The organism is Halobacterium bonnevillei (genome assembly GCF_009831555.1).
In the GTDB taxonomy this organism is placed as follows: domain Archaea; phylum Halobacteriota; class Halobacteria; order Halobacteriales; family Halobacteriaceae; genus Halobacterium; species Halobacterium bonnevillei.
Window position 1 is genome coordinate 14,584 of the sequence record NZ_WUUU01000001.1, and the last position, 26,319, is coordinate 40,902.

Consider the following 26,319-nt stretch of genomic DNA (forward strand, 5'->3'; position numbering starts at 1 on the left):
TGGGGGTTGGTTGCGAGAGATGAAGAACCGAAGCGCTTAGCCGCTCTTCGGCTGTCTCGGTCTGTCACGAGTAAGCGGTAGCCGGCAGCACAGAAGATTTATACTATGACGGCTGAACTCCGTCCTATGTACTCGCTGGATCAGATTGCACGGGGAATCAAGCAACCGTCCCGTCTTAAACAGGAAGCTCATCGGAGGGGGTGGGACGTTTACAATTATTCCGTTCGGAAATTCTTATATCCCGAGCAAGAAACTGTCGTCGAACGTGATTGGGACAATCTAATCTTATTGGACGCCTGTAGGTACGACCTCTTCGAGGAAACGAGTACACTCCCCGGAACCCTCGAGAAGTACTATTCCTTGGCGTCCACGACTGGTCGATTCGTGGACCGAACGTTCACCGACGAGTACCCCGACATCGTTATGATCACCGCGACACCGAAATACACGGAGTGGGAGCGTAGTGACCGTTTTTTCGACGTTGTACAGGTCTGGAAGACTGACTGGAATGAGGAGTTGAGGACGGTGCATCCAGCGGACATGACCGAAGCAGTCCGAGAGGCGGTTGAACGGTATCCTAATAAACGGATATTTGCCCACTACATACCGCCGCACGCCCCCTTCATCGGCGAGACAGGTGAGGAACTGGAGTACGAAGTGGTGTTCTCCAAAGACGAAGACATCATATCTGCAGACACGCATCTACCGAACCTCTGGGAAGCAGTCAAGATGGACGAGATGGACGCCGAGAGGGTGTGGGAAGCCTACAAGGAAAACCTGGAAATTGCACTCCCCCATGTGGAGTCATTGCTCCACGAACTCCAGGGGAAAACAGTTGTGACGGCAGACCACGGGAACGCGTTCGGGGAGATGGGCGTGTACGGGCACCCGCCGGAACGACACATCCCGGAACTGGTCAAGGTCCCGTGGCTGGAATACCAGAATGGAGATCGAAAACATATCGAATCGGGGGATATGACCGAGGAGGGCGAGGGTTCAACCGAGGACGATGGAAATGGCCAGATGCTCAAAGAACGACTCGCAGACCTGGGCTACAAGACCTGAGTAGTAACACCGCGGTGCTAGTGTCGCCGAAACGTAAACAAAACAGCGCTCAACGGTAGAAGGGAGTACAAGAACCAGATCGGTTCTGAGCTCGCTGGCAATAGACGCTCAGGTTGACCAACAGATTTCGTCTTGACGCCGGCTATTCGTTGCTACAGAAGAGCTTTCGATTGTTCACACCCCCGGCTCAAGTAGCCGCCGGCCCTTCGTGGCGCGACGGGTCCCAGGCGTCGATTACGCCGGACACTCATGGGGCGAGCGGAATTTTCGACCCCCCTTCCGGCACCGTCCGTCGATTGAGGAGTACTTAAAGCCTCACGGGGTTATTCCGGCGGTGTTCAGATAAGGATGAAGAGTGAGGCGGTTCGTTTTCTGAGTGATCTATGCCCGAAAACGACCGCCTCACCGGTTGTTTAGACGAGATCAACTTAGAGTTTGTTGAACGAGAAGCGACACCGCGATTGTTGATGGAGCTCAGTATTCAGCTGCATCTTGCTGGACTATCTCTTTCGAATACTGTTTCTATTCTTGAGGTATTCGGTGTCGAACGTGCTCGATCCACCGTTCATAATTGGGGTCACAAGGCCGATCTACAGCCCGAATCTGGTCGGTGTCCGGATCACGTCGCGGTTGATGAGACTGTGATCCAACTCAACGACGAGCAGTACTGGCTGTACGCCGCTGTCGATCCTGAAACAAACGAAGTACTCCATACAACGCTTGAGCCGACGACTACGAACGTTCTCGCTCATTCATTTCTCACTGAACTCGCCGAGAAACACGATGTCTCCGACGCCGTGTTTCTCGTCGATGGCTCGCATTCATTGCAGAATGCATGTCAACGCCACGGCTTCGATTTCAGATACGAGAAACATGGAAATCGGAACGCTGTTGAACGTATATTCAGAGAGATAAAACGACGAACTATCTCTTTCTCAAACTGTTTCAGCAATGCCGAAGCAGAAACCGCCGACGAGTGGCTCAGATCGTTCAGCTTCGCATGGAATCAGCTTATCTGAACACTACCTCGAAACACGACCTAACTTTCTAGTTCCTACCCTTCATTTGGATATCTTCTATTAATAATTTTAAATATAATTATCAGTAATAAACTACTCAGCTGTTGCGAAAAGCGTGCAGTTGCGACCAACACCAATATGCGCTAGTTGCGTGTAAAACGATCGTCGGTCCTCATCGGGGAGTGCCTGTTCAAATTTCACTCTTCGAGCATGACAGTTACTGCCAATTGAATCGCTCTTAACGTAGTTATCCCCCATTAGGAGGAACTGAGACATCGGGAAGTCAGCAAATTTTGAATGTACTTTAAACCCGCAATCTGAGAGGAGGGTAGCTAGACTGGTAAAGTCAAAGTAGAAGATGTGTGTTGGCGCGTTTACCCACCACTGGTCAAGATCAAGTAATTTCTGGGCAGCAATTTGGAATGGATTAAATTCGTTGGGTACCTTCACAATTAGCATCCCATCCTTTGAGAGGAGTTTATCACAGGCCTGGATAACTTCTGATGGATTCGGAACATGCTCAAGAACGTTAAACATTGTTATCAGGTCAAAATCCGATTCATTAGAAATTGCGAACTCCTCAGCCGTAGTCTCATAGACCTCCAGACCTTTCGTGCGAGCTGCTTTCCCGATGCGGCCCGAGGGTTCTATACCAACAGTGTCGTATCCATGGTTTTCCATAAAAGTAAGAAACTCACCAGTCCCACAACCAATATCCAGAACTCGCTGAGCATTCGGATATTCTTGCTCAAATATATGCTTGTAGTCTGAATACCAAGTCGTTCTTCGCCACTCACGCTCACGTTTCGCTGCTTCGTCGTTTTGAAGAAGCCGAGATACGTCATCAGCGAGTTCACCGTCTTCTAGGAGTTCCGGATAATCACTCTGGTAGAATTCTGATAGTTCAGAATCGGTCGGAATCGGGTCGAGACGGAAATATCCGCACCTGTAATCTTTTACCAAATTGTATCGTTCGTCGCTCACACCTAATCAGTGGGTGGAATCATATAAATATGCTAGGGTCTTCGTTCCTACTGCCCTTTTATTCAATATTCAAAATTTGAATTTAAACCGTTAAATGTACTATGGAAAGAAATCTCTAATGATGAGTTGTCGCCGACAATCCATTTCCTAATATAATTATAATTAGTAACACAACTATATCGGGCAATAACTCTTGATTCCTTAGATTTGACCTAATAATTGACGATCGGCTTTGTTCAGAAGTTACGCATCGTCTCGATTGTTCGTTGACGGCCGTAACCGTCGACAATTTCTTGACCCCGGTTACTCATCCGTGTGCGATAATCAGTATCACTAATCAAACGAGTGATTTCATTTCCAATTTCTGATTCCGCTATGTCTTCGAAATTACCCACGGGACTGAATAGTTTTGTTTGCCTCAGTCCCGTCATTGTGTACTCCTCAATTGGTGCAATCGTCCCCACGACCGTCGGAACTCCCATAAACGCCAGCTCCCAGCAGGTCGTTCCCCCCGAAGACACCGCGATATCTGCCCACGCCATCTGAGCGGCCATGTCTGACACATTCTGCTTGAGTTGAATCGATTGGTTAACTTCTTCCGCTAAGTCAGTCAGCTCTGGGAGTGAATCATTCAATGCCCCGACAATAACGACTGTTTCCAAATCGGCTTCAACTTGGTCTAGAGCATTGAGAACGGTCTTTGTATGGTTGTTTGGGTCACTTCCGCCGAGTGTGACGAGAAGTGTTCGCGGTTTCACTTCGGGATCTGGCGACCAATCAATCCACTCCAGAAACTCATCTCGAAAGAGCACGTAATCAGAGCCGAGAAGCAGTTCCGTATCGGAATAACGATTGGCGTACATGTCTTCATGCGCGTGAAGATTCTGATTAAGAACGATGTCCGTACCATAGTGGACCCGCTTCCCCATATCATCAATCAGTAGTACTCGTGCAGGACCGACAGTGAGTTCCGAGAGATAGTCAGCGTCAAAATGGGGCCCGTCAACGACGATCCAGCTAGCGTCGTATTCGTTCGCTATGTCTGTGGTTCGGGTAGCATCACATTGGGAGCCGCGCGGTGAATTCAGTCGGTGGACTCTCGTAGTCCACTGGTCAATGCGATCAGTGAGGCCGTTGGGTATCTTCGCTCCGACGAAGTGGACGTTGCCGTCGGCCTTGGACCATGCTTGCGCAAGCGACAGACATCGCATCACATGGCCTGTTCCGATTTGACTACTCCCATCAGTGCGAATAAGAAGTGTCTCCGTCATACATCCTCCATATTTAATACTCGTGTTTCTACTGATGTACAACTGACAGACGGTATGGACTTGAGACAACGAACGGTTTGCCGATCAGATTTCTCGAAAGTCGTCATTATTCAGGCTCTGGCGGGTGCTTTTGTTGGATGTTTTGATTGATGCCTGCCCACCCCTTCTCGTCGATGACGGTCACAACATCCTCTATCTCCAGAGGTTCGTCAGTCGGCATTTCCTCGTAGATTCGCCGGAGGAGTTCGTAGTCGTCGGCCTCGTCGAGAGTTAACCTGAGATCATCGCGTCCATGGAGGTGGGGTGCATCGAAAATCTCTTCGTCTGAAACGTTGCCGATGTCGAATTCATCTTGGTTCCTCAAGTAGTGCAACGTAACATGTTCGCGTTCTTCACGTGACTTGGCCCGGCGCTCCACTGTCGAAAAACTTTCATATGTGAATGCCTCCACATCGAGGCCACGGGGAAGCGTCTGCTTCACAGTGTTCGAAACATAGTCCACGTCTGACTCTTGGAGGCGATGCACCACTGCGTCGATTCCCTGTGGTGAGATAAGTGGGCAATCACCGGTGATGCGCACGACCACGTCAGCGGATACTTCTGTTGCTGCATTATACATTCTGCCAAGTACGTCTGGTTCAGATCCACGGTAGACGGTGGCGCCACACTGTGCAGCATATCGCTCGACAATATCGTCGGCAGTTGAAACACTTGTTGCGACGACTGTCTTGTTGATCGACTCTGCCCGCGAGACACGTTCGATATCCCGTTCGAGAACATGTTTTCCATCAAGCGGCAGCATAACCTTTCCTGGGAGTCTCGTCGATCCCATTCGGGCCTGAATGACAGCAATCGTATTCATCGGTTACACGTTAGGGTTCAGCCAGAATTAGTCTTCTTGTTCAACATCTATTGGACCTGCATAGATTTATCCCGTCGTATCCGGAACACTCGTTTAATGGAAATTGGCAGTCACCAAATCGGAACCGGTGACGAGACGTTCGTCATTGCAGAAGCTGGATCGAACCACAACGGTGACTTCGAAACGGCGAAAGAACTTATCGATAGAGGGGCAGAAGCGGGTGTTGACGCGGTGAAATTCCAAGTTTTTGCTGCTGACGATCTATACGTTGAGAATAGCGGCACTGACGAGGACTTAGCCGAAGACCAAAGCATTCACGACGTTATTAGCACGCTTGAACTTCCACGCAAGTGGATTCCAGAGTTACACGAACACTGTGAACGACGAGATGTCCTATTTCTCGCAACACCGTTTGATCAGCGAGCTATTGAACTGCTAGACGAGCACATCCCTGCCTACAAAATTGCTTCGTCCAGTATAACCCATCTTGCATTTCTTGAGCGAATCGCCGAGACAGGAAAGCCAATCATCATGTCAACTGGTGCTCACGAACTGGCGGAAGTGAAGACTGCAGTCCAAACCCTCCGAGAAGCAGGGGCCACCGACGTGGCTCTGTTCCACTGTGTGTCGTCGTATCCGACGCCAATAAATCGGATTAACGTACGCGCCATAGACACATTACGTGAGACGTTCTCAGTCCCAGTCGGGCTCTCTGATCATACGACAGACCCTGTCATCGCACCAGCGGCCGCCGTAAGCCGTGGTGCGGCTATTCTCGAAAAACACTTCACATTGGACAGGTCGATGGAGGGACCAGATCACTCGTTTGCTCTCGAACCCGCTGAACTCGCCGAAATGGTTGACGCTGTTCGGAAGACTGAAAATGCACTCGGTGATGGAAATATTGGCGTGCAGGAAATCGAAGCGCATACGTACGAGGTTGCACGGCGCTCAGTTCACGCGACCCGCGATATCGCAGAAGGCGAGACGTTGACGAAAGAGAAGGTCGCCGTCCTCCGGCCCGGTAAGCAAGATAAAGGCGCTCCGCCGGCAGACTACGACGATCTACTCGGTAGAACCGCCAAAGCCCCCATTGAGAAGGACGCCGGCATTACCTGGGACGATATCGTCGACCCTATGCAGGAGGACCAGTAGACTAGATAAATAATATCTAATCATCTGATTCTAAATTTTTGAAAATTAAAAAAGATTATTAATGGCTTGGGGAAGTGACGTAACAATGTCGTCGACCACTTCTGAGTCCTCTATGGCTTGACCGTCTCGACAGACTAGAACGGTGTGAGCAGTTATCCCAGTTCCTTCACAAGCCGCGATCGCGCTCTCTGCATCGCCCGGCCGGTCACCGACAATTGCCAACGAGGTTGGTTCCGAATCAAGTCGCTCGATTAGTTCGTTAATCATTTCAGAATCAGGTTTCGGTTTGTCAACGTCGTCTATTGCCACGAGAATGTCGGGGTCTGGAAAATTCGCCGCATCAATCGCTCTCTCCGCCGCTTCGCGAGTGTTGTTCGTCGCAATAGCCAAAGTCGTATCACTGGCTGCCACTCGTCTCACGGTAGTGGATGCGTCTTCGTAGATGTGTTGGCGTGAAACTGCGTCACGCTCCATGGCTTCTACTTGGTTGAACGCATCATTGCGGACTCTCTGTGTGGTTTCTTCGTCGGTTTGCTCAGCGACCTCTTCAAGTGCGCTCGTAAGGTCTACGAGCAGTGGCCTGAACTCGTATTCAACTCCAAACTGCTTGAACACGTCTTGGAGATTTGATCGAACTGTTTGCATCCCCTCACCGGTGAAGTCAAGTTGGACGAGCGTCCCATCGAGGTCGAATACAATAACATCTAGTGTCACGTCTCGAACCCCTTGTTTTCTATTTCGTCCGTAGTGACAATTACTGGATTGCAGTGTGCTTTCGATATGTAGTTGAGGTCGGTTGGAAGTGCATCATACGTCGGCGGGGTGTCGTACCGCTCCTCGAGCGCAATCTGGACCAACAGAGCAGTCAGATTGAGGCCTGCACGAAGATAGAACGCAGACGAAGTCGTTCCGAGACGGCCCGGATTTACTTCAGTTGCGTGAGGAATGCCCTCGTCGTTGGTCCGAAAATCGGTAAAGTATACACCGTGTGGACACTCGTCAACGGCCTTGATTGAGCGTTCGCCCAGCTCGTTTAGGTCATCCCGGTGGATAGTCCGTGATACGGTGGGTGCGCCCGTTCCCCATGATTGTGACTCTCCGTAATCAAGTCGCTGTCGACTTTGACTACAGACTAACGTTCCTTGGTCAAACACCCCGAGCCAAGTGAGGTCATCCCCTGCCAAGTACGCCGACACAGTACTACTCCCCCATCCATTCTTGGAGTCGATACGATCCGCGATACGGTCCGGATCATGCATTTGCCGACCGGGATAGTCCTTGATTCCAGTTCCCCGGACCCAAACGTCATCAGTCGGAATGGATTCCAACGCGGCTTCGATATCCGATTGGTTCTCCACTAACGTAGTCTTCGGCGTTGGAACATCAGTATTATTTAAGAGTTGATAAAGAGTCCATTTATTCTGAAATCGTGTGACCGCGTCACTTTGAGGAAGTGCTGTCTTCGCGTTCAGACGGTTGGCATGCTGACTAATTGCATTCACTTCCCATCCATTTGACGGTAGAACGACGTCAACTGATGCTTGTTCAATTATTTTTTCTAAACGGCCATGATAATCATCGTCCGAAGCGAGTGGCACTTGGTATGTGTTATCCGCCTCAGACAGAAACCCGTAATACTTGTTGGCTTCAGTACCGACGACGTTCACGTCTCTGTCCCACTCGCGGAGTCCTCTAATCATATTGGCCCCGATATTACCACCAGAACCTGTTACCAGAACAGTTAGCATTCACCGAAAATCTGCAGACGACAGTATAAAAACCTTCGTAGAGTCAGCACGTAGTGTTCAGAAATGCTGGTTCTCTAACCTGACTAAATATCGCTCATAGAACCTTTGACGCGGTCGTTTTCAGACATATAAAATCGGAGGACGAACCCCTCATTCATCATCCATATCTGAACACCGCCGTTAACGTGATCCATGCAATTATTGATCAATGAGATTGTTGTTTTTCATTCCTTAATAAATAGATTAACAGAAACCAACTTTCATGACGAACTGTCTGAATCAGAGTGCAATCCGCTGCATAACCCTCAGCCGATTCGACGGTTCATGGTAGCTATGCGCTTCTTCCACCAATAGGAAGTGAAATACAACACCTAAACGGTGGTTGGGGCAATATGGAAGTATTACTGGTAGTGAGCCGCGATCTGGTGGATCGCTGTAACGACCCGATCATGATCTTCGTCGCTCATACCGGGATGAAGGGGGAGTGAAACGAGTCGATCATAGAGCCGATTAGTCACGGGGAACTGCTCGGCTGAATAGCCGTGTACCTCTTGGAAATGTGGGTGGTGATGCAGCGGAACATAGTGGACTTGAACACCGATGTTCTCCGCATGCATTGCGCGCACGAACTCACCGCGGGAGCAAGGAAACGCCTCATCGATTTCGATCGCATATAGGTGCCACATCGGATCGACACTATCCTTAACAGTCGGTATCTCGATTCCGCCGATGTCGTCGAGTTTAGTTTCATATCGCTCAACTAACTCGTCACGCCGTTCTTTGAACTCTTCTATGCGATCAAGTTGCATGCGGCCCAGCGCAGCCTGGATATCCGTGAAATTGTAGTTGAATCCGACGCCTTCGGTGGCCTGATACCAGGGTTCGTTTTCATGGCCTTCGTGGTCGGAGGACATCTGGAAGGAGCGATAGGAACGAAGGCGCTCGGCGAGGTCGTCGTCGTTGGTGACGACCATTCCACCCTCGGCAGTGGTAATGTTCTTCACGGGATGAAAGCTAAACATCGCCATATCGCTTTCGCTGCCGATACGATCACCGTCGTAGCGCGATCCCAAGGCATGGCAGGCATCCCAAATGACAGTAAGGTCGTGTTCGTCGGCGATTTCCAGTAGCTCATCGATTGCACACGGTTGGCCTGCATAGTGCATCGGAATGAGCGCCTTTGTATCCTCAGTGATCCGTTCCCTGACAGCCTCGGGATCGAGATTACGGGTATCAGGTTTTATATCCGCAAAGACCGGTTCGGCATCGGCGTGACAGGCCGCGTTCGCCGTTGCCGTGAAGGTGAGTGGTGTAGTGATCACCTCATCACCCGATCCGAGACCCGCGGCCAACCCTGCGATATGGAGGGCAGCGGTTCCAGATGTAACTGCAATGGCGTGGTCGGCACCAACGAAGTCCGCGATCTCCTCTTCGAAGGCTTCGACCTCGGGGCCGCGTGTGATGTAATCCCGGTCCAGCACGTCCAGAACAGCTTCTTTCTCAGCTTCGCCGATCGATTGCCCGCCGTACCCGATCCCCTCCGGGAATGCAGGATCTCCCCCTGCGATGGCGGGGGTTTGATTCCTACTCATGCTTCCTCCGTGTTCAGCCACTTACGTAACTGTGTGACTCCCTCATCAAGAGATATCTGTGGTTCCCAGCCGAGGAGTTCACTGGCCTTCGTCGGATCGCACAATAACTTCTGTACCTCACTCTGTGGGTGGTGGTGTTCCACGTGTGTAATCTCGGTCCCCTCTGTCGCAATCAGCTCAGCAAGATCATTAATCGAGATATCACGGCCGGTCCCGGCATTGATCACTTCCCCAATTGCGGCATCAGCAAATGTCGCATCCACAATGAACCGGGCACAGTCAGTCGCGTACAACAAGTCCCGTGTCTGAGTCCCTTCTCCGAATATCTTGAGCGGCTCATCGTCCAGATCTCGACTGGTAAAAATGGACACGACGCCACCGGCCATCCCGGTTTTCTGATACGGTCCGTAGGTATTGAACGGCCGGAGGATCGTCACCGGCAGGTCAAACCCGTGATAATAGGACTCAGCAAGGTTCTCGGCCGCGAGCTTTGTTCCAGCATACGGTGACGCAGGCTGGACGGGATGTGTTTCATCGATCCCCACTTCCGAATCGGCCATATCGTACACCATACATGTCCCTACCAATCCAAGCCGAACATCCCGTGTTCGGCAGGCTTCAAGCACTCGCTGAGTACCAATGACGTTTGTCTGGAAATGTGAGGCCGGATCGTCGAGACTTTCCTGCACATCGATCTCCGCGGCGAGATGAATACATGCCTCGGCATCCTCAACGAACAGTTCCTCCACGTCTGCCTGCGTCCGTACATCGCCCTCAATTAGCGTGAACGACGGATTGTCTTGGAATGCACGGACGTTCCGTTGGCTGCCGTTCGAGAGATTATCTAATCCACGGACATCGTAACCTCTCGAAAGGAGTTCATCAACCACCCACCTGCCGATGAACCCAGCGGCACCTGTAACGATAACCGTCATTGCATCACCTCGATGGCTCCGTTTGCCCTCAGGAGATTGGTGATTTCGTCTCGATCGAGTTTCTCCGCGGATTCAGACGTTCGGACAATCTGCTCTGTTTGCTTGAAGCCAGCAATTCCGTCATGGGAAAGGTATTGAGAGTGACCGTCTTGGGTCTCCGGCGGAATTGCCAACAACGATTCACTTTCGAGTACACGCCCCGCTTCCCGCTGAGTCATGATGTGCTCGTGAAGCGTTTCTCCGACACGTCGTCCGATGATTTTGATATCGATCTCTGACGGATCGTAGCCGAATTCGGGGGCAAGTACGTCAATCATTGCGTGCGCCAAGTCTTCGATGCGGATTGCTTTCATTTTCTGAACAAACACTTCTCCGCCGTTCATATGCTCGATCGCTCCCATAATTAAGTGCTTGATATTGTCGTAGGTGAGAAAGAATCGCGTCATTCGGTCGTCAGTGAGCGTTACCGGGCCGCCGGTCTTGATTTGCTCTTTGAACACCGGTATGACCGACTGCGACGAATTGATCACATTGCCAAACCGAACGGATGCGAGCGATATCTCGGTTCCACCAGTGTACGTATTTCCCGCTGTGGTTAGTTTTTCGCCAAGTAATTTGGTTGTCCCCATCGTATTCGCAGGGTTTGCTGCTTTATCGCTGCTCGTGAATACGAATCGCTCGACCGTTGAATCGATTGCAGTATCGATGATGTTCTGTAATCCAACAACGTTGTTTTAACCGCCTCAAACGGATTGTATTCTGAGATATCGACGTGTTTCATCGCTGCGGCGTGCACAACGATGTCGATCCCTTCCATGGCTCGTTCCAGGCGCTTTTTATCACGGACGTCTCCTAAGAGAAACCGACATCTCTCATCATCAAGCTTCGATTGTAATTCGGTAAGAGCCGGTTCACTGTTATCGAAAATCCGGACGATGTTTGGGTCCTCTACAAGAAACCGAGAAATAAGGGCACGACCGACAGACCCCGCGCCCCCTGTTACGAGAATGTTCTGGTCGGTTAACATACGAATATGGGCATGACCAGGAGACAAATCAATCTACCGTTCAACATCGCAATGGGAGGATATCGGAATAGCCGGCTCGTGTGAGTTGGTGTTAACTATTGGCTCGTTCGCCGATTACGATTGACGGTTGGATCCGGCAGCGAGAACGTCATCCCGCATATTTTCCGCAGCCTTTCGATAGTCGCTTCCATCAAGCAATGATTGACAGCCGAAAACCCACTCGCACTTGGAGTTCACGTACTTGCACTCGGGGCAGTGTTTGTGGGGTTCCGCTCACATCGAACCCGCAGGACCGTTGGTATCCCGGGCCGCCTATATTGTCCACGACACAGGCGGATACGTCGGTGAGACTGTCGTTGTCCCCCAGTATGATACCATAAATCGAGTCGTTGGTTAATCTCAACGAGTACATAGTCGTTCGAAACGGAGCGTCCTTCAGCGGTACCGTCGTGTTAAGTTTAGTATTGATTCTACCAGTCGGCGAAGGCTTGGAGCCACGGTTCTGCTGTCGGTGGCTCCACGTTGCTGATCGTATTTGAAAACGAAGAGGGTTCGACGTTTACCTCACTAAAGACACGTTCGACAGCATTCCGATTTCTGTGGCGAATTATTTGAAGTTGGAGCCCGAGCCGCTCCAGGGCGGCTTTGAGATAGGACCCTCCATCGATGAGAAACGTCGCTTACTTGACCTGCTGTTTCGTGCAGGTTCCACGGAGGAACAGCACGGTAGGTTGCATGGTTCTTGTCTGAAATAGCCTAGCATGGAAGAACTCGTTTGTATCGGGACCGACAGCGGCGTAAAGCCAGTGTCGTTCATCCGTTGATTCGAATCCTTGCCTCGCCGACCGCGATCTGATTCGGAGCCCCGTCGCCAGCCTGCTGTTGATCAGCCTTCTGTACCCTCTTGTGAATCGCGGTGCGACTCCGCTTGACACCCACCCACTCTAGATACTGTTTTGGTATTCGAGAGCGAGAGGCCCGCAAGATGGAGGTGAATACCGGCTTCAATGATCTGCTTGGGTGTCCGCTCTCGCTCCACAACTCCAAGTCGAGTCACTCGGTACCTCCGCTGAGGCGGTCGAATTCGGCCATAACCATCCGAACTGACGGCCGTCTCATTCCTAACTTGACACGGTCGGCACAAGAGATAGTAATAATTTAACAACGCTTTTTATATAAAATACTGTAATGAATCTACTCTTCGAGGCGTTTCCTACCAACCGGCGGATTTTGTAGTTTCATGGATTCTATCATGCTATATTAATTCAACAGAGCTAAATTAATCGAATTATATAATTTTGTGAAATAAGCGAGCATAATCGGGTTTTACACGATCTGCGGTGAATCTGTCGACCGAATTGGGTTGCAGCGACTCAAAGTCACAAACTAGATTTACAAATTCGGATTCGGTTGTGAACGTATTATCTGTAACGTACCCGACATCACCCACATCCCTCGCTATTGTGGGGACTCCTGCTGCATTTGCCTCCAAAACGGCACGTGGTACACCCTCAGACAACGACGGGTGTATCATGAATGATGATGCTCTGTAGTACTTCGGCACTTCTTCAGGAGGAACCGAACCGACAAAGGTAATATTATCTCCACAGTGTGGTGGAACAGTAAAATGATCAGTTTGCTCGCCTATAAATACGAACTGCAGGTCCGAACGCCTGTCCAAAATCTTTGGCAGATTTCGCTCAATGATTTCTTTTCCCTTTCTTCTACTCAACCTTCCAACGAAGAGCCCGACGTGACGGTCTGTATCAAATCTAATACAAGATCCGTCCGGTGAGAATTGACCTTTATTTACAATGGGGGGGATTATCCGGATATTTTCCTCAGGCACTCCCCGGCGTACGAGTCTACTGTTCCCTGTTGGCCCCAGAGCAACACAGGCTTCAGCAAGTACGAGCGGAGTCCGTCCCAGAACGTTGTTAAGACCGAAGTGAACTATTTTATCGAATCCTAGTGAATCTCGATATTCGTAGAATCTATCCCCACTGTAGCGATAAACGAACGGTATGTCATATACTGCTGCAAAGCAACCGACTATTGTTCCGTGAATTGGTGGTTCTGTTATTTGGAAGAGTGCATCAGGTTTCCACGATTCAATGTAAGAACGAAGTGCGCTAATCTCTCCCAGGGTGGAAGAATTCTCTGTTGTCCCGTGGTACTGTTCATATGAATGAGATACCTCCTCGGCAAATGATTTTTTAGTAGACACCAAATGGACACTAAACTCCTCAGAAAGCGCTTGACCGATGTTCTCTGCTGCACGAATAATATTGAACGAGGAAGCGGAGCCAACGAATACCCCTATGTTGCTGCCCATGTCTCAGTAAGGACAGAATCATCAACGCACCTGTATTTTTCTATCCAAGTATTGTTCGGGAAATACTCCTCAGGATCATTAGGCAAAACTTCAAGTAATGTATCCGATTAGAGTTAACGGAGAATGCAACTTGATATTGATGACCAACTCCATGAGCGGCTCTCTCAACGAGCAAAGGAGAAGGGATTTGATTCAGCCGAAGAATATAGTGTTGTCATCCTGCAAAATGTAATTGACGAGTTAGAAGCACAAACTTCCTCTGAAGAGATGGAAAACCGGCTTCAAGATCTAGGATATTTACAATAGTCTACAGATTCAATTCACGAGTGATTCTTCTGATATGATCCACTTCGTTCTCTAATTCGGGCCTTTTTCTGTATTCGATGTTCCGTTGTTCTGGAGACGAGTCTCTAGCGAAAATCCGTTTCTGGACGGTTCCGTCCATATCTTCAGGAATTTTGCAGTCGTGGAGATGTAATAACGTTGGTGCCAGATCTAAAATCGATATTTTTTTGGGGCTGGATTCGCTGAAACTTGGTCCCGAGGCAACAAACAAGCCATGGCGTTTGTTTTCTGCCTTCCACTTATTAGTATCCGGAGTATCGAAGACATCGTCTCTTCCCACTCCGCCGGTGATATGCACCCCCTGTCTCTGGTCAATAACAATATCTGGGGCTTCACTGAGATATGGCCCACTGTAGATCTTTTCACCTCGGAAAATGTCAGTTGCGATCGAACGACCGGCAGGATCCTGTAGTTCTTCAAGTTTTTCGATGAGTTCTGAGCGGATTCGTTCGTATCCGTCTGAGTCCGGGTCTTTCATCAAGTATAATAGTCCTTGTCCACTCGCCAGTGCGATACTCGAATCCCAATCGACAGTATCGGTCTTGCTCTTCCGACTCAACCCACCTTCCTCATCTGGCAGGCGTTCAATCAGCGCATTCGGTGTGAGGCGTTCGGCCAACCGTGGGATACGAAAGAGATAGGCGAGTCGTATCATTCGTTCCTGCGTGATACCGGCCCTGTGGAGATACTCCGAAATACCCGTATTTAACGCGAGGTATCCCTCCTGCTGTAGCCATGAATTCACGTGAAACACCGTCTCTATCTCGGTGGAGCCGTGATCGCTCATCAGTACGAGATCCGTGTCGTCGTCCAAGAAATCTCCTATGTGATCGTCGATTATTTGCCAGCCTCGTAACGTGGCTTCGTCGTCCCAGAGGAAATGGTGAAGCGAGTTCAGGTAGAACGTCGCGATCTGGAGAAACGATACGTCGTACTCCTCTGCCAACGATTTTCCGACGGTAAAGCGAGAGTCGATAAGATCAAGAATTTCCTCGACGGCTACGTCCCTATTGACAGAGAGTCGGTTCCGCTTAGTGACCTCATAACCATATTCCTCCTCCAACTCGTCTTCAAGCGACGGCGGAAACGTATATCCAGAGCGATCAGCATCAGGCGCCCCTGATACAAGGAATCCGTTCACGTCCTTAGGAGGATACGTGGTCGGCACACCTATGATGCCGACACGCTCGGTTTCTCCGACGAGTTCCCAGAACGTAGCGTTGAGATTCTTTCGCTCAGAAGGATAGTAGACGCGCTGCTCCTCGACATCGATGTTTTCCCACCAGAATATACCGAGCTTGCCGGGGTTCTTGCCAGTTGAGTAGGCTTTCCAGTTCGGCGACGTTACTGGTGGGAGAACTGACTCGAGGTCCGTCGCGATACCGCTCTTGATTGCCCGTTCGATATTCGGGAGTTTTCCCTCGGCAATCCAAGGTTGAATAAGTTCGAAGTGAGCGCCATCAAGCCCGACAACGACCGTCTGAGGGGTGGTCATTAAAACAAACATACACCCGCATATTAAAAAATGCCAGTGAATGACATCCCATTCGTGACTGGAAAAGATGATAATACAATTAAGCGTAGTCACTTTGTGATGAGTTATGCCTGCGACAGTCACCTTCAGCGTCGAAATTGAATTAGGATGGGGTGTTGTTCAGTATGGAAAGCTTGATGTATTAAGCCCCAACCGAGAGGCAGAAACTTCCGCTCTCAAGCGGCTTCTTGATCTATGCGACGAAATTGAAGTGCCAATAACGTTTAATGTGGTTGGTCATCTTCTCCGGGACACCCCTCTAAAATCATACGATAGTGGGCACAAGGCTGGATGGTTTGATGATGTCCCGAAAACAGGTCCAGAAAAGGCCCCGCGTTTCTACGCCCCTGATTTGATCAATGATATTCGAGATGCATCTGTTAATCACGAAATATGCACGCACACCTTCACGCACGTAGAGTGCGCGAATGTCTCTCCCGAGACACTTAGATGGGAGTTCGACAAGGTAATGAAAACACACGAGAACTTTGGACTGGACCAGCCTATTTCCCTTATTCCACCTCGTCACAGTCCACCTCCGAGAAAAATTCTTCGCGAGTACGATATTGAGATCGTGCGCTCCTCTCGAGTTCGTGCGCCAGGATACAACGAGGCCACGAATCGGTTACAGTTGGCATTGGATATTTTAACTGGGACGCAACCAATTACGTCGCCACGAGTCGTTGATGACATAGTCGAAACCTATTGCACCCAGTTTCCATCATTAACAGCACCATTTCTTCGATCGGGACAAGCGGATCCGCATCCCGTGTTTAGAGCCATACCACAAACTGTTCGACGCCGATTACACTCTCGTAATCTAACTGATGTCCTTTCGACCGCCATCAGACAAGACTCCTATATCCACATTTGGTCCCACCTCTGGGAGACTGCTAACGGTGTACAATGGCCCCTAATTGAGAAATTCCTGCGACACGTTTCGAAGCTCCGGGCCACTAATCAACTATCTATCAGAACAATGGAAGAGCTGAATAGGGAAGCTCGTTAAAGATATCTTGTAATTTACTACTCTATCTCATACATCCAAGCAGAAGGCGTCATCTGGATACAGTTGAGATCTGACCCACCCGATGATAGGTTTTATTTTATAAGTATAGATTTGTGTTAATTTTATAATTGATTCCGGCAGACGACGAAGACTTGAAGCTACGGTCTGCTGTCGCCGACTCCACGCTGCTAAACGTATTTGAGAACAAATATAGTCGGATTTTAATCATGAAAACATATTTTTCAACCAATCCGATTATTGGTAACGTGTCATCTGAGTTGGAGTTTAGGTCGCTCTGAGGTGGTTTAAGATAGTTCCCACCCTCGAAAAGATTGCCCGCATGACCCGCTGTTTCTCTCGAAGTTCACGAAGAAACTGCACAGTGAGTCAGGAGGTTCTGGTCTGAAACAGTCTAACGGGAGAAATTCATTGATTTCGGGACCAACGATAGCGTGTAGCTATTGTAGTTCATCGTTGATCTGAATCACAATCTGATCAGCCGCGATCTGATTTAGAGTTCCGTCACAAGTCGGTTGTAGATTGGTATCTTGAACCCAATTGTGAATCGCGGTGCAACTCTGCTCGACGCCCTACATCTCAAGATCGTCGTGTTAACTTTAGCATCGATTCCACCAGGTGGCGAAGGCTTGGAGCTACGATTCTGCCGTCGGTGGTTCCACGTTGCTGAACGTATTTGAAAACGAAGAGGGGTTCGATGTGTTACCTCACAAAAGACACGTTCAACACTGTTCCGATTCCTGTGGCGAATTATTTGAAGTTGGAGCCCGAGCCGCTTCAGGGCGGCTTTGAGATAGGGCCCTCCATCGATGAGAAACGTCCCTTATTTGACCTAGTGTTTCTCGTGGAGTTCACGGAGAAACAGCATGGTGAGTTGCGTACTTCCCGTCTGAAACAGCCTAACGTGGAGGAATTCTTTAGTTTTGGGACCGACAGCAGCGTACGGGCAGTGACGTTCGTCGTTGATCCGAAGCACCGTCTCGTCCACTGCGATATAATTCGGGCCCCGTCGCCAGACGGCTGTAGATCGGCTTTCCGAACTCAATTCTGAATCACGGTGCGACTTCGCTCGACACCCAACTTATCAAGATACTGTTTGCTATTCGAAAGTAATAGACCCCAAGATGGAGGTGAATACCGGCTTCAAAGATCTGCTCGAGTGTCCGCTCTCGCTCCATAACTCCAAGTCAATCCAGTCGGTACCTCCGCTGAGGCGGTCGAATTCGGCCATAACCAGCCGAACTAACGACCGCCTCACTCCTAACTTAACACGGTCCTCGTTCGCAGAATCAACACTTATACATCGGTACTGCGAATCATCGCACATGATAGAGGGAGTTTCGGTCAGAGACCTCAAAGTGAACGCTGACGAACGAGGTCACCTCGTCGAAGTTTTCCGGAATGACTGGGAGGAGTATAATATTGATCCGGAGATGTCCTATTACTCAATGACCTACCCTGGCGTCGTCAGAGCTTGGCATCGACACCTCGAAGGACAGACCGACCACTTTGCCTGCCCCAAGGGCCGGATCACGGTCGGGATCTATGATGACCGTGAGGCCTCACCCACGGAGGGTGAACTCAATACCTTCGTCATCGGGGAACATAATCAACAGGTGATCCGGATCCCCGGTGATTGCTGGCACGGCTTCAAAGCTATCGGTGACGAGCCCGCGTTCCTCATCAACTACCCAACGAACCTCTACGACTACGACAACCCGGACGAAGAGCGCATCCCCTACGATGACGACCGCATTCCCTACGACTGGAACGCGGAGGTCCACGGATAGGCCGATTTGTTGAGGGGGATGAATTATTTTAAGTGGATAGTGGGATTTCACCCTGTTGATGAAAGGTGTTCTCTTGTCGGGCGGAACCGGGTCGCGACTACGACCGATCACACACACAGGACCGAAACAGCTAGTCCCGGTCGCAAACAGACCAGTACTGGAGTACGCAATCGAGGACCTCAAGGAGGCCGGAATCACCGAAATCGGTGTTATCCTCGGGAACAAGGGCCGCAATGAAATCCAAGAACTCCTCGGCGACGGCTCTGACTACGGCGTCGAGATCACGTATATTGTCCAGGGGAATCCCCTCGGGCTCGCACACGCTGCGGGCTGCGCACGTGACTTCGTCGGCAACGATGACTTTGTGATGTACCTCGGCGACAACATCCTGAAGTCCGGCGTCACCGAACTCGTCGAGAGCTTCCAGGCGGGCGACTACGGCGCGGGGATCGCTCTCCAAGAGGTGGACGATCCCCAAGCGTTCGGGATCGCGGACGTCGATGACGCGGGAAACGTCACACAACTCATCGAGAAGCCCGACGACCCGCCGACAAACCTCGCGCTCATCGGGATGTACGTGTTCTCCCCGACGATCTTCGACGCCATAGATAACCTCGAACCCTCGTGGCGCGGCGAACTCGAGATCACGGACGCCATCCAGGATCTCTTCGAAGACGGCTACGAGATCGACTCCCACGTCGTCACCGGCTGGTGGAAGGACACGGGAAAGCCCGAGGACATCCTCGAAGCGAACCGACTGGTCCTTGAGGACAAGAAACTGAAGACTGCGGGAGTCGTTGAGGACGGCGCAACGACCGACGGCCGCATTGAACTCGCGGAGTCGGCGGTCATAGAGGACGGCGCGGTCGTCCGCGGCCCGGTCTCGATCGCGGAGAATACGACCCTCATGAGCGGGACCTACGTCGGGCCGTACACGTCGGTCGGGGCGGACTCGACGCTCGAAAATATTCACATCGAGAACAGCGTCATCATCGGCGACTCCGAGATCACCGCGAACGGTCGCATCGTCGATAGCCTCCTCGGCCGCGGTGCGAACGTCGGGAGCGCCGACGAACTCCTGCCCGAGGGGCGCCGACTCGTGGTCGGTGAAAACTCCCAGCTCAAACTCTAACGATGCGCATCATCACCCACACCTGTTCGGCCTGTGGCACCGTCGTCGCGGCGAACGAACTCGAAGACAACCGCGTGATGAAGTGTCCGGGACTCGGCTGTCAGGAAGTGCTCCGCTTCGATGACCTCTCTGAAGACGCGCGCGAGCACTTCCTCGACCACCGGGACCGCTACCAGATCTAACGGAACGCCTCCCGGACGGCTTCGACATCCTCGCGGACCGTCGGCTGTGAACGACCGAGCGTCGATTCCACGTGTTCGACATCGAGACAGCTATACGCCGGTCGTGTCGCATCTCGGTTGACATCCTCCATCGACCCTTCGCTAAGAAGATCCTGGTCGGCATTGACGGACTCGGCAATCAACTCCCCGAATTCGTAGGGGGAGATGCACGCCGAACAGGCGACGTGGAAGCATCCGGTGGCGTCCTGCTCGATCAGATCCAGTAGTGTTTCCGCTGCCTGACCGGCACGCGTTGGCGTCACCCACTGATCCGTGAACAACGGCACGGCGTCCCCCGACCGGAGCTGCCTGCAAACCCACGCGGGAAAGCCCGTGAGATCACCAGTACCACGATGGATACCCCAGACGAACGAAAGGCGGGCCACGAGCGGGTCGGTCAGCTTCTCGGCAACGGCCTGCTCGCCCGCTAGCTTTGACTTGCCATACACCTGTATTGGATTCGGTTCCGCCGACTCGGTGTACGGCTTGCGTTCCGTCCCATCGAAGATGTAGTCCGTCGATATGTGAACGAAGGAAACACCGTTACCGTCACACTGAGCGGCCAGCTCACCCGGCGCGTCGCCGTTGAGTTCGTAGGCTTGTTCTGAAATCCGTTCACAGCCGTCAACATTTGTCATCGCAGCACAGTTGACGACGACATCCGGATCGTGTTCGGTAAGAACAGCCTCGAATAAGTCGTGTTCTCGGAGATCGAACTGTGTGAGCGGAATGTCAAATGCTGGCCGCGTCGAATGGTAGGTCCCACAGACGGTCCAGCCGCGTTGCTGACCAGCACGGACTACGTTACTGCCCAGAAGGCCGTTTGCGCCGACGACAAGAAGTCGCATACAATACTGTACCGACAGTACTGTAAATAGGTACTGTGAATGCAGTCACACATGCGAATTCTCGTCACCGGCGGAGCTGGATTCATAGGGTCGAATTTCGTGCAGTACGTCCTTGAGGAACACGAGGACGACGAGGTGGTCACACTGGACGCGCTGACGTACGCGGCCTCGAAGGACAACCTCGCTGGTGTACTCAATAATCCTCGTCACGACTTCGTCGAGGGCGACATCCGCGATCGCGACCTCGTCACTGACCTCGTAAGCGATGTCGACGCAGTTGTCAACTTCGCCGCGGAGTCACACGTCGACCGGTCAATCGACGGTGCCGGACCGTTCGTCTCGACGAACGTTCAAGGGACGCAAGTCCTCCTTGATGCCGCCAACGAGGCGGACATCGATCGCTTCCTCCAGATCTCGACCGACGAAGTGTACGGGCAGATCCTCGACGGGAAGTTCGCCGAAGACGACCCGCTCAACCCCCGGAACCCCTACTCGGCGACGAAGGCGGGTGCGGATCTACTCGCACGGAGTTTCCAGACGACGCACGATCTCCCTGTCCTCATCACACGCACCTGCAACAACTTCGGTCCCCAACAGCACCCCGAGAAACTCATCCCGAAGTTCATCCAGAACGCCGCCGACGGCGAGGCGCTTCCTGTCTACGGCGACGGGTCAAACGTGCGTGAGTGGATATACGTTGAGGACAACTGTCGGGCACTCGATGTGGTTCTCCGAAACGGTACCATCGGCGAAATCTACAACATCGGAAGCGACGCAGAGAAAACGAACCTCAAAGTCACCGAGACGATTCTGGACGCCGTCGGCGCAGACGACGACCTGATCGAGTTTGTGGACGACCGCGCTGGCCATGACCAGCGCTACGCACTCAATACCGAGAAAATAGAAGCACTTGGCTGGGAACCCGAATACACGTTCGAAGAGGGCCTCGAACGAACCGTCGAGTACTACTTGGAGTGACGATTTCCGCCGAGGAGAAGCCGATCCCGTAGGCCGAGTGGAGGACAATCGTGGAGAACGTCCCACTCGTTTCTGTTGGCCTCGTCTTTGAACATAATGGCGGTCTTCTCTTGGGCACACGCGAAAACGAGCCCGCCAAAGTGGTTTGTTCCCGGGGGAACAGTACTGAAGAACGAACCCCGGACTGAGGCTGTCCACTGCGTCGCCAACGAAGAACTCGGGGAATCAGTTGTCGTCGTCGACTGCCTCGGAATCTACGAACACTTCTACGATTCTTCCGAGGTTAAGGATGTAGACTCAAAACACGACGTGTCGACCGCGTATCACTGTCGTCTCAAACGAGATCCTTCGGATTTCGATGGTGACGGTCAACACAGTGAATTTGGTGTATTTCGTCCGCCGTTCAACGACCTCCACCCGTATGTGAAACGGTATCTCAACGAACTCTAGTTTCGTATCCCTCACTTTCTGAATCAGCGAATCTCTCCGAAATATAAATAGTGCGCTCTTGTGGGGTAGATTGTTGGTAACGATTTTATAGCTCGATCCAGATAAGCACCCTCTCTTCCATCGACCGTTATCGCCTCTATTCTGGAGAGTCGTATCGTTGAGTCCAATCATAACAAAATCGCCAACCATCTCTCTACTATCAATGGTCTACACAAGAGCGTGGAACTAATCCACCGGCGAACCTCCAGTACCGATCGTCATATCTGCTCACCCGAGAGGGCCAGTATCCAAATTCTTCGAGAACCTGCTCGAGTTCTGCGGGAACACAAGGACAGTTGTGATTTTCTCCGCCTTCGTCGACGCGTTGGTATGCTAGGTCAGTCCCTCCAACCGGGCTTCGAGTTCTTCAAGACGTTCACCCCGCTCGGCGATTCGCTGGCGAAACGTCCGACCAGTTGCTGGAAACTCATTGACGGTCGCTACTTTGCCATTCAGCATCGCCCGTACCGTTCCTTTCAACAGGGGGGTATCTTGATCCGTCGTTGTCTGGAGTTCCGTCTGTAGTTCGTCGAGTTGGCGTTCTATTTCCCCGATACGCTCGCGAAGCGCGTCCACATCATTCAGGCTGTCAATGACTCCACTTCCTCAAGGAAATATCGTAGACCAGCCCACAACTACCTGATGAGCTTTTCCGATGGCTTTTTGTTCTGTTATAGTAACTCGTATTATGAGTAAACATGACCATTCTCATCACTGGCGCCGACGGTTACGTCGGCTGGCCCACGAGTCTCCGTACCGCCTCCCAAACCGACGGCCGCGTCCTCCTTGTCGATAACTTCGCGCGTAGAGATTGGGTTGACGAGGTTGGCTCCGTCTCCGCCACCCCCGTCCACCCAATAGAAACTCGCCTCGAAGCCGCCGAACAAACACACGGCCTCACGAATCTCTCGTTTGTTGAGGGCGACCTCACGAACAAGGCTTTCGTCAACGAACTCCTCAACGTTCACGAACCCGACACGATCGTCCACACGGCCGCCCAACCCTCGGCCCCCTACTCCCAGATCAACGGCGAGCGCGCGAACTACACCCAGCACAACAACCTCCAGGCGACCCGCAACCTCCTCTGGGGCCTTGAAGAACACGGCCTCACGGACACACACTTCATCGAGACGACAACCACGGGCGTCTACGGGGCCCCCGAATTCCCCATCCCAGAAGGCGGCGCGACGATGGAGAACCAGAGCGAACAAGACGATGTCCCCTTCCCTGCGATGGCGGGTTCGTGGTACCACCTCACCAAGTCCCACGACGCAGCGAACATGCGACTCGCCCACCAGCAGTTCGACATCCCCGTCAGCGACGTTCGCACCGCCATCGTCTACGGCACCCAAACGGAGGAAACCCGCGCGGACGACCGCCTGAACACGCGCTTCGACTTCGACTACTACTTCGGGACAGTCGGCCATCGATTCGCCGCTCAAGCCGTTGCCGGCTACCCGGTCACCGTCTACGGCAAGGGCGAACAGCGAAAACCCTTCATTAGCCTCGAAGACGCCGTAGAGGGCCTCGCCCAGCTCGCGCTCGCCGACCCAGACAACCGCCCGGACGACCTCGTCGTCTACAATCAAGTCACGCGGGCAATCAGCATCGTCGAGATCGCGAACACCATCGCGGACGTCGGCGACGACTACGCCCTCGACGTCGACGTCGAGCACTTCGAGAATCCGCGCGATGAAGACGAAACTCACAAGATGGAGATCGAAAAAGAACGCTACATGGACTTAATCGGGGAACAAGCCCAGGACTTCGAGGCCGGCATCCAAGACGTCCTGGACACACTCACCGAGCACGCGGACGTCATCAAAGCCCACGAGGACCGCTTCCTCCCGGGCGTACTCGAAGACCGCCTCGACGACTAACCACCACCAGCCACCCCCCTGATTCGAGTGGGGTGCGTATCGAAGGGTTTACCCTCGTATTTATCTCTTGTACGTGATATGCGCGTGTTAGTGACGGGGGGCTGTGGCTACATCGGCAGTGCGTTGCTCCCACAGTTGCTCGCGGAAGCCGACACCGACGTCGAGCACGTCACGGTCCTCGACAATCTCTCCGCCGGCACCCCACGCAACCTCATGGGTGTCGGACTCGGGACGACCGACCGCCTGGACTTCCAGCGGGGCGACGTCCGCGAGTACGGCGACGTCGAAAACGCCATGCGTAACACGGACACCGTCATCCACCTGGCGGCCATTACGGGCGCTGACAGCACCCACGAGCGCCGCGAGGAAACGTTCGACGTCAACTACGAGGGCACGGAGAACGTCGTGCGCGCCGCCGGCAAACTCGGCGTCGAGAACGTCGTATTCGCGTCCTCGTGCAACCTCTACGGGAGAGCGTCCAGCACCGACATCGACGAGACGGTCGACCCCGACCCGTTGAATCCGTATGCGGAAGCAAAATACGACGCCGAAACCCGCGTCCGTGAGGCCCAAAACGAGTACGGCTTCAACGCCACCGCACTCCGCATGAGCACGAACTACGGCTACTCGCCGGGCGTCCGCTTCAACCTCGTCGTGAACTACTTCGTGTTCCGCGCGCTCACCGACCGCCCGCTGACCGTCTACGGCGACGGCAGCAACTGGCGGCCCTTCATCCACGTCCGGGACGCCGCCCGCGCGTACAAACACGCCGCCCTCAATCCCGAGTCGTGGACCGAGGACGTTTACAACGTGGGGTCGAACGACCAGAACTACCAGGTCGAAACAATCGCCGATGTGGTTCAGGACGAACTCAACAACGGCCTCGAGATCACGTATCTTCGCGACGAACATCCGGGCCCGTCCTACCACGTGAACTTCGACCGGCTCGCCGACACCGGCTTCGAACCACAGCATACGCTCCGCGCGGGTATTCGAGAACTCGCCGACAAATTCACTACTACCAGCCAGCTCCCACCCACACCCACTACCGATCCTGCATGACTAACACCAGCGTAGACACTGACGAGCCGCCACAGATTGCAATCACGGGCGCCGCCGGCTACATCGGCAGCCGCGTCGTCAAACTCCTCACCGACAAGCACCCCGACTGGGAGTACGTCGCCCTGGACAACTTCTACCTCGGCGACGTCCGCGAAATCAACGATATCCACGTCCAGCACGTCGACGTCCGAAACCGGAGTGCACTCGAGGACGCCCTCGCGGGCTCGGACGTGGTCCTCCACCTCGCCGCGGTTAGTGGGGTTGATGACTGTCAGCAGAACCAGGATCTCGCGTACGACGTGAACGTCACTGGGACGAATAACGTCGCGTGGTTCTGTCGGAAAACCGGCGCCGGCCTTGTCTTCCCGTTCAGCATGGCCGTCCTCGGCGATCCCCAAGACTTCCCGATTACGGTTGACGACCCCCGTGACCCCTTCAATTGGTACGGCCGGGCGAAACTCCTGGGCGAACGCGCAATCGAGTCCTTCGCCGAGGACGCGTTCCCCGCGCATCTCTTCCTGAAATCGAATCTCTACGGCGAACACGAACTCAACGGCCGTCGCGTCTCAAAGGGCACCGTCATTAATTTCTTCGTGAGTCGCGCTATCAGCGGCGAACCCCTTACCGTGTACGAGCCAGGGTCGCAATCCCGGAACTACGTTCACGTCGACGATGTCGCGCGCGCCTACGTCCACAGTACCGAGCGCCTCCTCGACCAAGTCGCCGACGGCCAGACTGGCGTCGAGAAGTACGAGATCGCGTCCGGGGAAGACCCGAGCGTGCAGGCCGTTGCTGAAACGGTTCAACGCCTCGCTGCTGAAGAGCGCGACCAGGACGTTGAGGTGAAACTCGTCGAGAATCCCCGTGGCGACGACGAAACGCTCGTCCAGGACTTCGCCGTCGACACCAGCAAAGCCCAATCCGTCCTCGGTTGGGAACCCCGGCATACCGTCGAGGCCTCGATTCGCGGGCTGCTGCGTGACGCTGCCAGCACCTCGGATTAAGCCACTATACACCCTC

22 protein-coding genes and 4 pseudogenes are annotated in these 26,319 nt (G+C 52.7%); 13 read left to right on the forward strand and 13 right to left on the reverse strand.

Translation table 11 applies throughout. The features are described 5' to 3' along the window. Positions 1-126: 126 nt before the first annotated feature. Together GRX66_RS00050 and GRX66_RS00055 are read left to right on the forward strand one after the other, a co-directional pair. Positions 127-1,065, forward strand: a complete 939-nt coding sequence (locus GRX66_RS00050) for a hypothetical protein (protein ID WP_159524676.1) — start codon at positions 127-129, stop codon at positions 1,063-1,065. Positions 1,066-1,448: 383 nt separating this feature from the next. Then, a complete protein-coding gene (locus GRX66_RS00055; RefSeq protein WP_159524677.1) occupies positions 1,449-2,084 on the forward strand; it encodes an IS6 family transposase in 636 nt (211 codons plus the stop codon). 93 nt (positions 2,085-2,177) lie between these two features. On the opposite strand, the gene GRX66_RS00060 is transcribed toward GRX66_RS00055, so the two are convergent. From GRX66_RS00060 to GRX66_RS00070, 3 genes are all read right to left on the reverse strand, one after another. Next, positions 2,178-3,068: a class I SAM-dependent methyltransferase gene (locus GRX66_RS00060; protein WP_159524678.1), complete on the reverse strand. Its 891-nt coding sequence runs from the start codon at positions 3,066-3,068 to the stop codon at positions 2,178-2,180. Between the two features lie 236 nt (positions 3,069-3,304). Further along, positions 3,305-4,339 carry a UDP-2,4-diacetamido-2,4,6-trideoxy-beta-L-altropyranose hydrolase gene (pseG, locus tag GRX66_RS00065; RefSeq protein ID WP_159524679.1) on the reverse strand — a complete coding sequence of 345 codons (1,035 nt, stop codon included), beginning with the start codon at positions 4,337-4,339 and terminating at the stop codon, positions 3,305-3,307. Between the two features lie 106 nt (positions 4,340-4,445). Then, complete coding sequence (locus tag GRX66_RS00070) at positions 4,446-5,201, reverse strand: glycosyltransferase family protein (protein WP_267903043.1); 756 nt, start codon at positions 5,199-5,201, stop codon at positions 4,446-4,448. 96 nt (positions 5,202-5,297) lie between these two features. Between GRX66_RS00070 and GRX66_RS00075 the strand changes: the two genes are divergently transcribed. Continuing rightward, on the forward strand, positions 5,298-6,356 hold the full coding sequence (locus GRX66_RS00075; protein ID WP_159524681.1) for an N-acetylneuraminate synthase family protein: 1,059 nt from the start codon (positions 5,298-5,300) through the stop codon (positions 6,354-6,356). Between the two features lie 45 nt (positions 6,357-6,401). On the opposite strand, the gene GRX66_RS00080 is transcribed toward GRX66_RS00075, so the two are convergent. The 7 genes and pseudogenes from GRX66_RS00080 to GRX66_RS00110 all read right to left on the reverse strand — a co-directional run bounded on the left by GRX66_RS00080 (position 6,402) and on the right by GRX66_RS00110 (position 13,993). Continuing rightward, positions 6,402-7,070, reverse strand: a complete 669-nt coding sequence (locus tag GRX66_RS00080) for an HAD family hydrolase (RefSeq protein WP_159524682.1) — start codon at positions 7,068-7,070, stop codon at positions 6,402-6,404. Continuing rightward, positions 7,067-8,104, reverse strand: coding sequence for a hypothetical protein (locus tag GRX66_RS00085; protein ID WP_159524683.1), 1,038 nt, complete (start codon positions 8,102-8,104; stop codon positions 7,067-7,069). Before GRX66_RS00085 ends, GRX66_RS00080 begins: the two co-directional genes overlap by 4 nt. Positions 8,105-8,505: 401 nt before the next feature. After that, positions 8,506-9,696 (reverse strand): DegT/DnrJ/EryC1/StrS family aminotransferase, encoded by a 1,191-nt coding sequence (locus GRX66_RS00090; RefSeq protein ID WP_159524684.1) that lies wholly within the window; start codon positions 9,694-9,696, stop codon positions 8,506-8,508. Continuing rightward, positions 9,693-10,631, reverse strand: coding sequence for a dTDP-glucose 4,6-dehydratase (locus tag GRX66_RS00095; RefSeq protein ID WP_159524685.1), 939 nt, complete (start codon positions 10,629-10,631; stop codon positions 9,693-9,695). The genes GRX66_RS00090 and GRX66_RS00095 overlap by 4 nt, the downstream gene beginning before the upstream one ends. Continuing rightward, positions 10,628-11,658: pseudogene (locus tag GRX66_RS19345) on the reverse strand (SDR family NAD(P)-dependent oxidoreductase). The gene GRX66_RS00095 and the pseudogene GRX66_RS19345 overlap by 4 nt, the downstream one beginning before the upstream one ends. A 470-nt stretch (positions 11,659-12,128) precedes the next feature. Then, positions 12,129-12,750, reverse strand: a pseudogene (locus GRX66_RS00105) (IS6 family transposase). A gap of 196 nt (positions 12,751-12,946) precedes the next feature. Further along, positions 12,947-13,993 carry a glycosyltransferase family 4 protein gene (locus GRX66_RS00110; RefSeq protein WP_159524686.1) on the reverse strand — a complete coding sequence of 349 codons (1,047 nt, stop codon included), beginning with the start codon at positions 13,991-13,993 and terminating at the stop codon, positions 12,947-12,949. A gap of 123 nt (positions 13,994-14,116) precedes the next feature. On the opposite strand from GRX66_RS00110, the gene GRX66_RS00115 reads away from it, so the two are divergent. Next, on the forward strand, positions 14,117-14,299 hold the full coding sequence (locus tag GRX66_RS00115; RefSeq protein WP_159524687.1) for a hypothetical protein: 183 nt from the start codon (positions 14,117-14,119) through the stop codon (positions 14,297-14,299). Position 14,300: 1 nt separating this feature from the next. Here GRX66_RS00115 and GRX66_RS00120 read toward each other — a convergent pair whose 3' ends face one another. Continuing rightward, a complete protein-coding gene (locus tag GRX66_RS00120; RefSeq protein WP_159524688.1) occupies positions 14,301-15,833 on the reverse strand; it encodes an alkaline phosphatase family protein in 1,533 nt (510 codons plus the stop codon). A 106-nt stretch (positions 15,834-15,939) separates the two neighbouring features. Between GRX66_RS00120 and GRX66_RS20650 the strand changes: the two genes are divergently transcribed. Beyond that, a complete protein-coding gene (locus tag GRX66_RS20650) occupies positions 15,940-16,881 on the forward strand; it encodes a polysaccharide deacetylase family protein (RefSeq protein WP_159524689.1) in 942 nt (313 codons plus the stop codon). A 653-nt stretch (positions 16,882-17,534) separates the two neighbouring features. Here GRX66_RS20650 and GRX66_RS00130 read toward each other — a convergent pair. After that, positions 17,535-18,130, reverse strand: a pseudogene (locus tag GRX66_RS00130) (IS6 family transposase). Positions 18,131-18,224: 94 nt separating this feature from the next. Here GRX66_RS00130 and GRX66_RS00135 point away from each other — a divergent pair. The 3 genes from GRX66_RS00135 to GRX66_RS00145 are packed head-to-tail and all read left to right on the forward strand — an operon-like array spanning position 18,225 to position 20,003. Further along, positions 18,225-18,689, forward strand: coding sequence for a dTDP-4-dehydrorhamnose 3,5-epimerase family protein (locus GRX66_RS00135; protein ID WP_159524690.1), 465 nt, complete (start codon positions 18,225-18,227; stop codon positions 18,687-18,689). 58 nt (positions 18,690-18,747) lie between these two features. Then, entirely contained in the window at positions 18,748-19,821 is a 1,074-nt protein-coding gene (locus GRX66_RS00140) for a glucose-1-phosphate thymidylyltransferase (protein WP_159524691.1), read from the forward strand. A gap of 2 nt (positions 19,822-19,823) precedes the next feature. After that, positions 19,824-20,003 carry a hypothetical protein gene (locus GRX66_RS00145; RefSeq protein ID WP_159524692.1) on the forward strand — a complete coding sequence of 60 codons (180 nt, stop codon included), beginning with the start codon at positions 19,824-19,826 and terminating at the stop codon, positions 20,001-20,003. Here GRX66_RS00145 and rfbD read toward each other — a convergent pair. Next, entirely contained in the window at positions 20,000-20,890 is an 891-nt protein-coding gene (rfbD, locus tag GRX66_RS00150; protein WP_159524693.1) for a dTDP-4-dehydrorhamnose reductase, read from the reverse strand. The genes GRX66_RS00145 and rfbD overlap by 4 nt on opposite strands. A gap of 51 nt (positions 20,891-20,941) precedes the next feature. On the opposite strand from rfbD, the gene rfbB reads away from it, so the two are divergent. The 5 genes and pseudogenes from rfbB (at position 20,942) to GRX66_RS00175 (ending at position 26,303) form a co-directional block, all read left to right on the forward strand. Further along, complete coding sequence (rfbB, locus tag GRX66_RS00155) at positions 20,942-21,868, forward strand: dTDP-glucose 4,6-dehydratase (protein ID WP_159524694.1); 927 nt, start codon at positions 20,942-20,944, stop codon at positions 21,866-21,868. Positions 21,869-21,915: 47 nt separating this feature from the next. Next, positions 21,916-22,318 (forward strand): annotated as a pseudogene (locus GRX66_RS00160) (NUDIX domain-containing protein). A gap of 737 nt (positions 22,319-23,055) precedes the next feature. Further along, positions 23,056-24,237: an NAD-dependent epimerase/dehydratase family protein gene (locus tag GRX66_RS00165; RefSeq protein WP_159524695.1), complete on the forward strand. Its 1,182-nt coding sequence runs from the start codon at positions 23,056-23,058 to the stop codon at positions 24,235-24,237. A gap of 78 nt (positions 24,238-24,315) precedes the next feature. After that, positions 24,316-25,299, forward strand: a complete 984-nt coding sequence (locus GRX66_RS00170; RefSeq protein WP_159524696.1) for an NAD-dependent epimerase/dehydratase family protein — start codon at positions 24,316-24,318, stop codon at positions 25,297-25,299. After that, positions 25,296-26,303: an NAD-dependent epimerase/dehydratase family protein gene (locus tag GRX66_RS00175; protein WP_159524697.1), complete on the forward strand. Its 1,008-nt coding sequence runs from the start codon at positions 25,296-25,298 to the stop codon at positions 26,301-26,303. The genes GRX66_RS00170 and GRX66_RS00175 overlap by 4 nt, the downstream gene beginning before the upstream one ends. Positions 26,304-26,319: the final 16 nt, after the last annotated feature.